Origin of the sequence: Paraburkholderia sp. J94 (assembly GCF_905220285.1) — a bacterium.
In the GTDB taxonomy this organism is placed as follows: domain Bacteria; phylum Pseudomonadota; class Gammaproteobacteria; order Burkholderiales; family Burkholderiaceae; genus Paraburkholderia; species Paraburkholderia tropica_A.
Window position 1 is genome coordinate 467,185 of the sequence record NZ_CAJMZH010000001.1, and the last position, 13,556, is coordinate 480,740.

Annotated in this window: 9 protein-coding genes and 1 tRNA gene; 6 read left to right on the forward strand and 4 right to left on the reverse strand. The window is 61.2% G+C overall.

Annotation, left to right across the window (positions count from 1 at the left end):
• Positions 1-10 precede the first annotated feature (10 nt).
• The 3 genes from U4Y88_RS02055 to U4Y88_RS02065 all read left to right on the forward strand — a co-directional run bounded on the left by U4Y88_RS02055 (position 11) and on the right by U4Y88_RS02065 (position 2,498).
• Positions 11-1,477 (forward strand): cytochrome c, encoded by a 1,467-nt coding sequence (locus tag U4Y88_RS02055; protein WP_321781877.1) that lies wholly within the window; start codon positions 11-13, stop codon positions 1,475-1,477.
• Positions 1,478-1,539: 62 nt separating this feature from the next.
• Positions 1,540-1,965 (forward strand): heme-binding protein, encoded by a 426-nt coding sequence (locus U4Y88_RS02060; protein WP_321781878.1) that lies wholly within the window; start codon positions 1,540-1,542, stop codon positions 1,963-1,965.
• 2 nt (positions 1,966-1,967) lie between these two features.
• Complete coding sequence (locus U4Y88_RS02065; RefSeq protein ID WP_321781880.1) at positions 1,968-2,498, forward strand: GlcG/HbpS family heme-binding protein; 531 nt, start codon at positions 1,968-1,970, stop codon at positions 2,496-2,498.
• A 114-nt stretch (positions 2,499-2,612) separates the two neighbouring features.
• Here U4Y88_RS02065 and U4Y88_RS02070 read toward each other — a convergent pair whose 3' ends face one another.
• On the reverse strand, positions 2,613-6,056 hold the full coding sequence (locus U4Y88_RS02070) for an autotransporter outer membrane beta-barrel domain-containing protein (RefSeq protein ID WP_321781882.1): 3,444 nt from the start codon (positions 6,054-6,056) through the stop codon (positions 2,613-2,615).
• 1,050 nt (positions 6,057-7,106) lie between these two features.
• On the opposite strand from U4Y88_RS02070, the gene U4Y88_RS02075 reads away from it, so the two are divergent.
• Entirely contained in the window at positions 7,107-8,066 is a 960-nt protein-coding gene (locus U4Y88_RS02075) for a universal stress protein (protein ID WP_321781884.1), read from the forward strand.
• Between the two features lie 145 nt (positions 8,067-8,211).
• Here the strand turns inward: U4Y88_RS02075 and U4Y88_RS02080 are convergent, their stop codons facing one another.
• From U4Y88_RS02080 to U4Y88_RS02090, 3 genes are all read right to left on the reverse strand, one after another.
• Positions 8,212-10,425 (reverse strand): penicillin-binding protein 1A, encoded by a 2,214-nt coding sequence (locus U4Y88_RS02080; RefSeq protein WP_321781886.1) that lies wholly within the window; start codon positions 10,423-10,425, stop codon positions 8,212-8,214.
• A gap of 365 nt (positions 10,426-10,790) precedes the next feature.
• Positions 10,791-11,066 carry a hypothetical protein gene (locus U4Y88_RS02085; protein WP_321781888.1) on the reverse strand — a complete coding sequence of 92 codons (276 nt, stop codon included), beginning with the start codon at positions 11,064-11,066 and terminating at the stop codon, positions 10,791-10,793.
• A 49-nt stretch (positions 11,067-11,115) separates the two neighbouring features.
• Positions 11,116-11,192, reverse strand: a tRNA-Met gene (locus tag U4Y88_RS02090).
• Positions 11,193-11,664: 472 nt separating this feature from the next.
• On the opposite strand from U4Y88_RS02090, the gene U4Y88_RS02095 reads away from it, so the two are divergent.
• Positions 11,665-12,927, forward strand: coding sequence for a filamentous hemagglutinin N-terminal domain-containing protein (locus U4Y88_RS02095; protein WP_321782240.1), 1,263 nt, complete (start codon positions 11,665-11,667; stop codon positions 12,925-12,927).
• The gene (locus U4Y88_RS02100) at positions 12,924-13,280 is read left to right on the forward strand and encodes a hypothetical protein (RefSeq protein ID WP_321781890.1); all 357 of its coding nucleotides are present in this window, start codon (positions 12,924-12,926) and stop codon (positions 13,278-13,280) included. Before U4Y88_RS02095 ends, U4Y88_RS02100 begins: the two co-directional genes overlap by 4 nt.
• Positions 13,281-13,556: the final 276 nt, after the last annotated feature.

Here is a 13,556-nt window from a genome sequence, read left to right on the forward strand (position 1 = left end):
GCGCGTCCGTGTGCAGTTGGCATTGTGTGTGTGGGCGCTGTCTTTCGCGGCGCACGCGCACGCTCAAACGCAATCCGCCGACGCAGCAATGATCGCGCGCGGCAAGGCCGTCGCCATCGAAGCGGATTGCGCCGCTTGCCATACCGCCGTGGGTGGCGCGCCGTTTTCAGGCGGCCGCGCAATCGAAAGCCCGCTCGGCGTGATCGTTGCGCCCAATATCACGCCGTCGAAGACGGCAGGCATGGGCGGCTATACGCTCGCGCAATTCGCGGACGCCTTGCGCAAGGGCATCGCGCGTGACGGCACGCATCTCTATCCCGCGATGCCTTACCCGTCCTACGCGGGCATGCGCGATGAAGACGTTGCGGCGCTTTACGCGTACATGACGAAGGGCATCGCTCCCGTCGATACACGGCCTGTGATTAAAACGTCGCTGGGTTTCCCGTTCAATCAGCGCTGGCTGATGGCCGGATGGAATCTGCTTTATGGCGTCGGCCCACATGGCAACGATGCTGGACTGACCGCGCAGGAGCAGCGCGGACGTTATCTCGTCGATGTCGCCGGGCACTGTTCAAGCTGCCACACGCCGCGCGGTGCGCTGATGAACGAGCAGGGCTTCGCGTACCTCACGGGCGGTAGCGTTGGCGGCTGGAAAGCGCCGGATATCACATCCGATCCCGTGCGCGGTGTCGGCGGATGGAGCGAACAGCAACTCGTCGATTATCTGCGCAAGGGTCATGCTCAAGGTCGCGCGAGCGCAGCCGGCCCGATGGCCGAAGCCATCGAGCATTCGTTCTCGCAGATGCCGCAAAGCGATTTGCGCGCAATCGCGGCCTATTTGCGGCGCGTTCCTGCATCGGCTTCAACTAACGCGGGCATGCAACGGGCCGATTTCGCGTGGACGCAAGCCCGGCCGCTGGCACAGGAAAACGACGAAACAGGTACGGACTCGACGCCCGATGAGATTGCCGAATATCGGCACGTTAGTTCTGGCGCGGTGCTCTATGGCGCGGCCTGCGCGAGTTGCCACGGCGATCGCGGCGAGGGAAAGGCGGGCGTCTATCCGTCGCTCACGTCGTCGACGACGGTGGGAGCAAGCGATGCATCGAATCTGATCATGACGGTCGTGCAGGGCATCGACCGCCACGATGCGACGGGCCAGACGGTGATGCCCGCGTTCGGCCGCGATATGTCGGACGAACAGATCGCAGCGCTCGTCAACTTCGTGACGAAACGCTTCGGCAATCCCGCGGTCACGGTGGACGCCTCGCAGGTGCGCGTCACGCGCAACGGGGGCCGGACACCCTGGCTTCTCGACAACATCAAACCGCTGATCGGCTTCAGCGCGCTCGTTGGCCTGGTGGCCATCGCCTTGCTGATTTCCATCGTGCGCTGGCGATGGCAACGGGCGCGTCGTGCGCGCATCGATCAAGCGGCTCGTCATTCCATTCACACTAATTCGGAGTACACACCATGAATGATCTTCGACCGTTCGTACGACTGCGCGCATTCGCAGCTCTGGCCGCCGCGACCACATGCATGACGTACGCGCATGCCGACGAGTCCGCGCCCGTGGCGGCAAATCTCTCGCTGGTTCGCGCGCACGCGCTTGTCGAAGCCGCGACGCGCAGCGCGAAGACTTTGAACGCGCCCGTCTGCATCGCCATTTCCGATGCGGGCGGGACGCTGATCGCGTTCGATCGCATGGATGGCGCGGCGCCTGGCTGCACGGCGTCCGCCATCGGCAAGGCGCACGCGTCAGCCATCTATCGCGCGCCCACGGGCGTCTTCATGGACATGGTGAACGGCGGCCAGCCCGCCGTGGCGGCGCTGCCCGAGATGATCGCAATCGGTGGCGGCATTCCGGTCGTCAAAAACGGTCAGTTCTACGGCGCGGTGGGCGTGGCGGGCTCGACTATCCAGAACGAAGTCGATATCGCAACGCGCGCGAGCACGGCGTTTTGAGCATGATCACCGGAGACTCGTTGATGAAAAGCGCCGTTGCCGCCTTGCTGGTTGCGTTGTCCTCTGCGGACGTGACCGTCATGGCCGCGCCAGCCAATGCGCCCGATAGCGTTTGGGTAAGCACGCAGCCGACCTTGTCGAGCGCGGCCGCGCGCAAGCTGCTTGCACAGGCGATCGAGATGGGCGACAAGCGCGGCTACCGGCTCTGTGTTGCCATCGCCGACGCCAGCGGCAATCTGCTCGATTTCGACCGGCACGACGGCGCGCATCCGGGCTGCGTCGATGCTGCCATTGCGAAGGCAAAAAGTGCGGCGAGCAACGGTGTGGATACCGAGGTTCTGCTGAAGCTCGCGCACGACACCAACCCCGGCATCGGGGCGATCCCCGGTATCGTTCCCGCGGTTGCGGGCGACGTGTTGCGTTATCGAGGCGTCGTTATCGGGGCAATCGGAATCGCGGGTGGGCCGAACGATGCTGAAGAAACGCGCTTCGCGGGTGAGTTGCGTCGGCTTCTGGAGCAATGGCTCGATTGACATGGATGATCGATGTCCGGCCGCGCGTAATTGATGCGGAACCTGCGCTCAAGCCCCGTCACCGCATTCGGCGGTGACGGGGCCTCTTCTCCGAGAAACGCAGGGTGTCGGACGTTACCAGCTAAACCGGTAACCGGCCTGACTGAACACATTGCGACGATATTCGCCGCCGAGGCTGTGTTCGTATTTCATGCTCGCGTAAATCGCCGAGCGCTTGCCGAAGCTGCCCGTGATGCCAAAGCCGACGTCATACCAGGTCTTCTGCATCGCGTTATCGAACGGCGTATCGCCGATTGTGGTTTGGCCCGGCGAGAAGAAGTCGTGCAGCACGTCTGCGGTGAAATACGGCGTGATGCTCGACGTCTTCGAATCGTTGTTCAAATTGGCCTTGAAGATCCTGAAGCCGAGGCGGCCGCGCATTCCGTTCGTCGTGTTCGAACTGACGTTCGCAATACCGTCGTCGAAGCCGTTCAGGTGCAGATATTGATAGAGAAGTTGTGCTTGAGGTTCGATCGCCACGCCCGTCGAGCCGAGCGCGAACGGCTTGCACACTTCGCCCGAGATACCCGCGCCGATGCCGTTCTGGCTCGCGCTGCCGCCATAGATATCGCCATAGCGGTTGTGGTAGTGCGTCAACTGGCCCACGCCATCGAAATAGGTGCCGTCGGGCAGAAATTTCGTCCAGTAGCCGCCGATCGATTGCGCCTGTGTTTCGACGGTGCCAGTCGAAACGGACAAGGCTGCAATACTGCGTGCGCTATCGGCGAAGTTCGCCGACGTCGAGCCGATCGTGATCGTTGCGCCTGCATGCGTGCTGCCGCCGTTGACGTTGCTCGACAGCGTCCAGTCCTTGCCGAACTGCGCGAAGAACGTGTGCTCGTCGGTAGAGAAGCGGTCGCCGACGTCGGCATCGAGGTTCTGTCCGCCGAGGCGACCCCAGATACCGTTCGCGTGCGCCGGTTGCGCGGCATCGAGATTCGCCACATCGCCGACGCGTTCATGCAGACGTCCGAGAATGCTGAAGCCATAGTCCGCGTTGAGCAGCGGCGTGACGGAATAGCCGACCACGGCGGGTCGATAGGCCACGGGCGCCGATGCCGAAGCACCGGTGGCCGACGCAGCTGTCGGGTCGGCTGCTTCAAGCCGCGAGCGCAGATACCAGCTATTGGCGTCCGTTGCGCCGCCTTGATACAGCAGGTATTGATAGGCGCCGCCCTGAACGGGCGCAGCAAGGTGGAAGCTGTTCGCCGCCGACGTGCCATTGACCTGCACGAGTTCGATGCCGTCGCCGGTCGTTGTCGCGCCGTTGCCCGAGCCGTTCACCGTGATGGCCGTCGTGCCGCTGACGTTGCCGCCAACGACGAGCCGGTCGGTCTGCGATGCTGCGCCGCCCGCGTTGAGCAAGGTGTTCAGCACGAGCGCGCCGTTCGTGGCCGAGTAATTTCCCGCGACGTTGAGCGTGTTGCCGATGTTTCCCGATGCGGCGGCCAGATCGATCACACCTGCGTTGGCGAGGTCGCCGTCAATCGTGAACGTGCCGGTATTCGCCGATGCAAACGCAGACAACGCGTTGGCGACCGCGACCGTGCCGCTGTTGTCGACCGAGCCCGACACGCTGCCGTAACCGCCGAGCGTCGCGCCTTCCGCGACGGTCGTGAGGCCCGAGGCAATGGACGCGTTGGTATGCGCCGCGTCGCCGACCGCGAGCGTGCCTGCCAGCACTTGCGTGTTCCCGGCATAGGTGTTTGCAGCGTTGAGGATCGATGTGCCCGCACCGATCTGGCTCAGCGTGCCTGTGCCGCTGATCAGGCCGTCGAGCGTGAACGTGTCACTGCGATCGAGCGCGAGCGCGCCGTTGTCGGTGATGTTGCCGACGACGCTGCCGCTCGTGCCGCCACTGCCGAGTTGCAGCGTGCCGTTCGCGATCGTCGTGCCGCCGGTGTAGGTGTTATCGGCGGCGAGTACGGTCGTGCCGGTTCCGATCTGGCTGACGCTGCCGCTGCCGGAGATCGTCCCGTTCAACGTCAGCGTACCGGCGCGGTCCAGCACCAGCGCGCCGTTATTCGCGATGTCGCCGACGATGCTGCCGCTCGTGCCGCCACTGCCGATCTGCAACGTGCCGGCGCTGATTGTCGTGCCGCCGGTGTAGGTGTTGTTGCCGTTGAGGACGAGTGTGCCGCTGCCGGTCTTGGTCAGCGCGCCCGCGCCCGTAATCGCGCCGTTCAGCGTGAAGGTCGTGCCGACATCCGTCAGCATCGTGCCGCTCGCCTGCATCGTGACGTTGCGCGCGCTGGTGATATCGGCGGTGTTTTCGAGCGTGCCGCCGTTGAACGTCAGGCCGCCCGATGCGTCGCCGAGATTGCTATCGGATGACATTTGCAGGATGCCCGCGCTCAAGGTCCACGGCGTGACGGCGGATGTGGTGCCGGTCAGCGTCCATGTGCTCGTGCCGACTTTCTCGAAGACGCCGAAGCCCTGGTATTGCGCGGTCGAGCCGATCTGCGAGACATCGAAGCTCGCATTGGTGCTGCCGCCGAGCTTGAGCGTGTCCGCTGCGCTGTACGCGACGACATTGCCGTTGATGACCGAGGTGGACCAGATTTCCAGCGAGTTGACGCCGCCGGTGAACTGGATGGCATCGCCGTTGACCGGGGTCCATCCGGCGCGAGTCGCGCCTGTGCCGCCTGTAATCGTGCCGGCGTTGATGACGGTGACGTTGGAGCCCGTGATGCCTGCGCCGCCTGCGCCGGGCGTGCTGGGGGTGCCATAAGAGGTCCTCAAAAGGCCTGCGCCTCCGGTTCCGCCCGTGATCGTTCCACCCGACTCGTTAATGACGGCGCCACCGGACACAATCTCTACACCGGCGCCGCCATCGCCCCCTCCACCCGAGAGGCTATATTCGCCAGTGCCACCGGTCAGGGTGCCGCTGTTCGTCACAGTGCCCGTGCCCACCAGAACGATCGCCACACCACCTTCACCGCCGCCACCGCTGCCGGGAATGACCACTTGACTGCCCGACCCGCCGCTAACCTGGCCTCCCGCATCGATCGTGACGTTGGCCGAGGAAAAGATTCCCGCGCCGCTACCGCCGCCGCCCGCACCCGTGTGTCTGGCACCCGAGCCCCCTGTGACATCGCCCGTGCTCGTGACGGTCACGTCGGCAGTTGCCTGCACACCGGCACCACCGCCCCCGCCGCCGCCTGCGGATCTCACGTTGGTTACTGCGATCTGGCCAGCCTGACCGGCGCCACCCGTGATAGCGGTCGAAATGCTCGTTTGCGTGGTGACGATCAGGCCTACACTGCCGGTGGCACCGGCCGTACCGTAGACCATGCCCGCGGCGTAGATGCCCGATGCGCCACCCGCAGCGCCGTTGCCGGTAGTCTGATTGAGCGCACCGCCGCCGCCGGAGCCGGCGCTCGAGCTGATCGAACCCGTGCCGCCGTTCTGTCCCGTTGCGCTCGACTGACTGCCGTCGGTGCCACCGGGGCCACCCGCGCCGCCGCCAAGCACGCTGACGCCAGCGCCTCCGTTTGCGCTGGCCGAATTGCTCGCCATCGAAAAACTACCTGCAACGGCCAGCATGACCGCGATGGAAACCCGGCTGCGCACGAGCGCGAAGCGTTCATCTCGCGCGGCGCGGCGGCTTGCCTCGACCGGCGAATAACTGCCGATGCCATCTCCTGATACAGCCGCATTGACGTCACTTCGTGTTTCACGAAATTTCAATTCGCCACCTCGCGCAATGACTGCGTTAATTGTTTAAATATTTCGGCGCGAAAGATATCAGAAGCACTGGTAAGTCTTGGGTGAGGAAATGGCCATGCAGCGGCCGCGCAACATTCGATGCGCAATGAGTGTGCTTTGGAGAAAACGGTGAAATTTCCTGCTGAAATCCTTTAGATACAGTGGGATAGCAGGCTTGCCGATTTGGGCTGTTGTTCGCTAATGGAACAGGAGGGAGACAGCTGATTGCGAATGACTGTAAGCAGTATGGGAAAGTGAAACAGCCTGAACGCGGGTTTTAACGATTTTTAGCCGTTGTGAGATGCCTGTTCTGTGAAAAACACGTTATTTATGACTATTGCGACGTGCAACCATACAGGCTTCGGCGCGCACACACAGAGGCAATGTTAACAATTGTCAATTTAGTTAAATATAGACGTGGATAATTACTCGTGATAGGGCGAGCCCAGCAAAACGCAGCGCTGGTCGAGCAGGGTGCCGCAATCGCCCAGAGTCTTTCCGTACAGGCCGAGATGCTCGACGAGGCAATCAGGATTTTTACCGTTGCGATTTCGTAGACCCCAGGCGGCGTCGTCTGAAGCGCGCGCAGGCTCGCGTCCGCCGAAGCCGTGGCTGTGCCGCTGACGGTATTCATCGCCGAAGCGGGAAGCGTGATGGGCTGTGCGGCTTCGTTTATCGTTTACATACCTGCATTCCCTGATCGACTCCCTTTACCCTCGCTCTCTGCGAGTCGGACTAAAGTCCGATATCGCAAAGCCTTTCAATGTTTAATGTGTAGGTTAATCAGCCCGAATTGCAGTTCTTGCATTGCGCCAGGAGACTGCTCTCAATCACGATCGTTGTGTGGTGGTGAGGTGCGAAATGGCCCAGAAATCCGACGCCAATACTTGCATGCCCTTTGCAAGAATCATGGTCGCTGTCGATTCCACACCCGCATCAACCGCGGCGCTCCGATATCTGAGGCAACTGCTGCATCCCGGCAATGCGGTGCGTGTCGTGTCGGTTGCCGAGAATCCGCGCACGCTCGTGCCGCTCGGAAGGTGGGTTGGGTCGCAGCTCGAAGCCGCGCGGGAGGAACTGCGGCATGACGCCGGAGAGGCCATCCAGGCCGCTCAATCCGCGCTGGATGGCTGCGGTGCGCACCTTGACGGACAACTCGTCGACTTGAGCAAGGAGAGCGGAGACCTTGTTCACGCGCTTGCTGAAGCGTTATCGGAATGGTCGCCCGATCTGGTTGTCCTCGGAACACGCCATAGCAGGGCGCTGATGCGCTGGGTGGAAGGCGAGGTCTCCGCGCCGCTTGCGCGATTGCTCCGCTGGCCAACCTTGATCGTCCCGGTTGACCATGAGCCGGAAACGAACGCGCCATTGTCGCGCGTCCTGTTTGCGACCGACGGCAGTGACGGGTCCGTTGCGGCCTTGCGCGTGGGCGCGCGGCTGGCGGCACCACGGGCGGACTGCCGTGTCGTCTATATCGTCGACCGGCTTCTTGCGCCGGGGACGGGGCCATTCGAGAAGCAGTTCGAAGACTGCCAGACCGCGATCGGACAAAATGTCGTCGCGTTGGCGGCCAACGAACTCGCCATTTGCGGGCAGCAGAAGGCATGGAAAGTGGAGACGGCTGTCATCAAGACCCGGAATACATTTGATGACGTGCCTCATGCCATCGATCGTGAAGCGCGCCACTGGAAGGCACAACTCGTCGTGCTGGGAACGCATGGACGACGCGGGTTGACGCGCTGGCTGCTAGGCAGCGTTGCGGAGCGGGAAGTGAGATTGACGTCAGTGCCGCTACTGCTCGTACCTGCGTTGGTCGCGTGACGCACGCAACGCGGGCAGTTGAGAGTCGTACTCCATGCGGGGTCCCAGATCGCCCGATATGCCCGATATGCCGCTCGTGAGCGATTGCAAAGGGCATCTGGCCATCCCGAATGGATCCTGCGTTTTCGTCGCAGCATCCGCTCAGTCAAAAGTTCCAGAAAAGAAAGTGATGACGCTTGTGCGCACGACCTGTTCGGGGCGTGCCGCCGCCGGACGGGAGCTGTGCGTGCGCATCAATGACCCGCGCGCGCAGCGCCATGTCATAGAACGCTCCAACCACCGGCAAGGCACTGTGGGCGCCTTCTCCCCAGTAGTCGTTGCGCAGCGTTACACGCGCATCGTCGAATCCCACCCATGCGCCCGCGACAAGCTGGGGATGCATCAGGATGAACCAGCTATCCGTACTATCCTGCGACGTGCCTGTTTTGCCCGCCACATCGGCGTGAATTCCGAAACGCGTGCGGATATCCTCGCCGGTACCACGATCGACAACGTCGCGCATCACATCGACCAGCTTGAGTGCGGCCGCTGTCGGCAGTGCCTGCTCCGGGGCCGTCGCAGGAAACGCAGCGAGCACGTTGCCGTTGCGGTCTTCGATGCGAGTCACCATGCGAGGCTCAACATAGGCCCCGCGGTTCGCGATAGTGCAATACGCCGAGACCATCTCCCTGAGCGTGACCGGACTGGTACCGAGAGCGAGCGACGGCACCGCATCAAGGGGGCTTTCGCGCACGCCCATGGCGCGTGCGAGTGCGGCCACTTTCCCGGGCCCTTCCCGTTGCATGAGCTGGGCCGTGACGCGGTTACGTGAAAATGCGAGGGCGTTACGCAGCGTCATCGGCCGGCCGGTGGCGGGCTCCGGATCAGTCGGCTTCCATACCGCGTTGCCCTTCAAGGCGATCGCGACATTGCGATCGACGATTGTGTCGCCCGGCTGCGCGCCATCTGCAAAGGCGGCGCCATAGACAAAGGCCTTGAACGTGGAGCCGGGCTGTCGTCGCGCCTGCTGCACGTGATCGAACGGTTCGCCCTGAAAGTCGCGGCTGCCGACCCAGGCCTTGATATCCCCGTTACGGGGATCCATGGCGACGAACCCGGCCTGAATCTGTGTCTTGCTATGGCAAAGTCCCTCGACAAACGAAGCGTCCCTCGCCAGCTTCTTGATGGCAGCGTCGTCCGGCAGGCCAGCATCACGTGTAGCCCGATACTCGGCTGTCTGCCGGATGAACGACTGAAACAAGGCATTGCCCGGCCAGCAGCCTGTACGTTCGTTCCACGCGTTATTGGCAATCCACTGCAACTGGCTCATTTGCCAGGCAACCGCCTGCGTCGCCATTGCCTGAAGCCGTGAATCGATCGTTGTATGAACAACGAGACCGTCGGAATAAATGCTGTAGCCGTTGTGATCTGCCCATGCGGTCAGCCATCGGCGCAACTGTGCCGTGAAGTGCGGCGCAGCGCCCACAGCCTCCGCTTGCGGCTCAAAATTAACGCGCAACGGTTGGCGCTGGAGCCGGGCGTATGCGTTCGGGTCAAGTTTGCCGAACTTCACCATCTGCGCGAGTACGGTGTTGCGACGTTCGAGTGCGCGATCTGGATTGATCACCGGGTTGTACGCGCTATTCGCCTTCAGCATCCCGACAAGCGTTGCACTTTCAAGGATGTTGAGTTCGGCTGCGGTTTTGCCGAAGTACGTACGCGCAGCCATTTCGACGCCGTACGCATTGTAGAGAAACGGCACCGTGTTCAGGTACGTCGTCAGGATCTCGTCCTTGCTGTACACGGATTCGATCTTGAGCGCCGTAATCGCTTCCTTGAGCTTGCGCGTCAATGTTGGTGCCCGGCCGATCTCTTCCGGATACAGATTGCGCGCGAGCTGCTGCGTGATCGTCGAGCCACCCTGGCGACTGCCGGTGAACGTATGCAACGCCGCTGCTGCAACGCGCTGGAGATCGATGCCGTGGTGCTGATAGAAACGGTGATCCTCTGTCGCAATGAGGGCGTCGACCACATGAGGGGAAATCTGGTTAAGCGCGACCCACTCGCGGTTAACCGGCTTGAACTCGGTGAGCACCTTGCCATCGGCGGAAAGGATCAGAGCGGGACGATCGACGCGGGCTTTGCGGATGTCACCGAGATGCGGTGTGAACGGAACAAGCGCCAGTGCGTAGGCTGCGCAAAACAGTGGCGGCGCGGCGAGTGCCAATGCAAGGCCGCGACGCGTCGGGTGGCGAACGCCATGCAGCGCCACACGGATTAGACGGTATTGCTTCGCGCCGATCGCAGCGGCGAGCGAGCGGGCACGGCTCACCCAGCGTGTGCAGAATTCACGAAATAGCGACACATACGGGTGTTTCACGGCGGCTGCGCTTTGGACGAAAAGCCCGGATCGTACCAAAGCAGAGATGTATTTCTGGCCGCAAATCAGGCCCGCGTGCCTGCGGATAACAGTTGATTACACTTGTTTCGACTTTGTGGATCGGACGCGCGACAGGAGGAGAAGGAGGGGGCGTCGGTCGTAACGAACTGGGTGTGACGCGATCGGGATTTGGGGAGATTGTTTGGGCGCTTTCAGACTGGCACGCTGCGCTATCGACGCTATCGTGTGCTTTCTTCTCGGCGCGGATGTTGTGCCGACGGGCGTCGCCGACAAGGCTGCGAATCGCGGCAGCCAGAAATGCGAAACCCGGCCAGGATGCCGGGTTTGTTCATGCGGGAGGTTGATCAGCACTCGCCTTTTTTGGCGTGTCCGGGCGGGCAATGCCAACCCTTGTCGTGATGATGATGCCTCTCCCAGTCGTCGTGTTCCCAGTAACGGTGGCCATCCCAATAGCGGTCGCCATGCCAGCCCGGCGTAATGACAACGGCGGCGGGCGGCGGCGGTGCGACCACCACAGGAGCACCCACGTTAATGCCAACGTTGACGTCCGCTGCGTGGGTGGCGCTGGTCAGGCCGATTGCGGCTGTGGCGAACGCAAGCTGCGCGAATACCTGTTTCATCACGGAACAGCCCCCAACTTCTTGAATGGCGGAAATCTCTATGGGTTTCTGGTTGCGGGGACAGGATTTGAACCTGTGACCTTCGGGTTATGAGCCCGACGAGCTGCCAGACTGCTCCACCCCGCGGCGCGCAGTGTACCTGCATCGTAGCGATTCGTCAATTGTGGGGTAGGGCGTTACGTGGATGACTCAATTTAAAAGATTGGGAATGCGAATTAAAAATTAGCGGTACCTAGCGTGTCGGAGTAAGGATGCTGGGGCGCATGTCGACCCTGCTCGGACCTTCCGGTACGAGCGGCCACTGTCCGCTTTGCGGCTCACATCTGTCTTTCACCATGGTCCTGCGCGATTCCATACACCCATGTGCTGACCGTGTGGTTTTCACTCAATTTGCATATATTGCGGTAAGCGTTTAAGAAAATTACCCGAAACGCTGGCCCATCTGTTAGCCTGCGCCCGCAGCGGGTTGAAATTATTAGAAAGGTATTGAAAGTAATTCGGGGAACGACGCCACGGTGCGCGGGTGTCGTTATGCAGCAATGGGAAGACGCCTTGAGTCGCGGGCGGGAATTCTTCCAGCGTCACGGGTAGCAGAAAAATAAATAGCGGTTGTTACCGACTTGTATTCAACAAGTCGCGGGGAATGGTGGTCGCCGTTGCCGAAACGGCCATCGCAAACGGCAATTCGGGGCGGGTAAAAGCTAAATCGTCGGGGCCATCCTTACGCATTGCGGATCGCGCGAGTCGCGTGATGCGTCATGCAGCGCTCGCCGCGCTCACGCTGCTCGGGCTGAGTCCTGCCTTGTCCATTGCGCAGATCGTGCCCTCGGGCGCGCACGCGCCGGGTGTCATCAGCACGGCCAATGGCCTGCCGCAGGTGAACATCCAGAAACCTTCCGGCGCCGGCGTATCGCTGAACACCTATTCGCAATTCGATGTCTCGCGCAGCGGCGCAATTCTCAACAATTCGCCGCTCATGACGAGCACGCAGCTCGCTGGTCAGATTAGCGGTAATCCGAACTTCGGCGCGAGCGACGCAGCCAGGGTCATCGTCAATCAGGTCAATAGCAATAATCCGTCGCAGTTGCGCGGTTATATCGAGGTTGCAGGCCAGAAGGCGGCCGTTGTCGTGGCGAATTCTTCCGGCATCGTCGTCGATGGCGGCGGCTTCATCAACACGTCGCGCAGCATTCTCACGACCGGCAATCCGCTGCTCGATGCGAACGGCAACCTCACTGGCTTCAACGTCACGCAAGGCAATATCACGGTTCAGGGCGCAGGCTTCAATGCGACCAACGTGGATCAGGTCGATCTGATTGCGCGCGCGGTGCAGGTCAACGCCGCGCTGTACGCCAATACGCTGAATGTCGTCACGGGCAAGAACAACGTCGACTACACAACCCTGAATGCGACACCGACGACCGGCTCCGGTGCCGCGCCTGGTGTTTCGATCGACGTGGCGCAGCTCGGCGGCATGTACGCCAATCGCATCGTGCTGGTGTCGAACGAGTATGGCGTCGGGGTCAATAACGCAGGTGTGATCGAAGCGCAGGCGGGCGATCTGACGCTGACCAGCGCGGGCCAGCTCGTGCAGTCCGGCAAGATGAGCGCGAGCGGCAACGTCGCAATCAAGGCGGCCAGCGCCGTCAATTCCGGCACGACCTATGCGCAGGGCGCGGCCAGCGTCAGCACGTCCGGCGCGCTGTCGAATACCGGCACGCTTGCGGCGCTAACTGAGCGTTCGCCATGTTCAAGTTGTTCTGATGTGATTCAGAAATTTCAGATAAAGTACCCAAATATTTCAATCAATGTAATGGATAACGGGGGCGCAATACTTCGCCCTCAGAGCAAGGGGAAATGAAGATGGACGATCGAGCAACATACGGAGAAATTCGCGGATTTCTTTTAAATTCATATTATGTTTATTGTCGCACGAAGCTTGTTAGTCGCCAGCAATGGGTGAGTGGCGAGTACGAGTTTGGATTTGCGTACGAGGAGTTCGTCAATGCGTTTGATACCGTTGCAGAACGGTTAATGCTCGAAGTTCTTACACTTGTTCTCGCGGCTGGCCGAGGAGGGGGCGCGGATTTTCATCGAAGAAAGATTGATGAACTTATTGCGCAGGAATCCTTGGAGGCTATTCTCAATGCTCTGCCCGATGATGAGTCAGATGAGTTGCAGCAAGATCTAAAATTATTGAGCCTATATATTTAAAAATCAAGACTTTAGGTGGGCTTGTCGTTTACGTGCTCAATATAAATGAACGTGGTAATGAGTTGGCTAAATTAGACTTGTGCGTCCCATACTTTGACCAGATTCGAAACCCGCGTGTTCGAGCTATCATTGGACGAGCTATGAGACATAGGTGGAAGCCGCGATGGAATCTTTTGAAGCGTTAAGAGAGATGCTGATCGCGATCGGGCCGCAGAATACACGGCTTGCGGCACCATCGCGGCGAAGGACAGGGTGATCTTCCCGTTATGTGAAAGC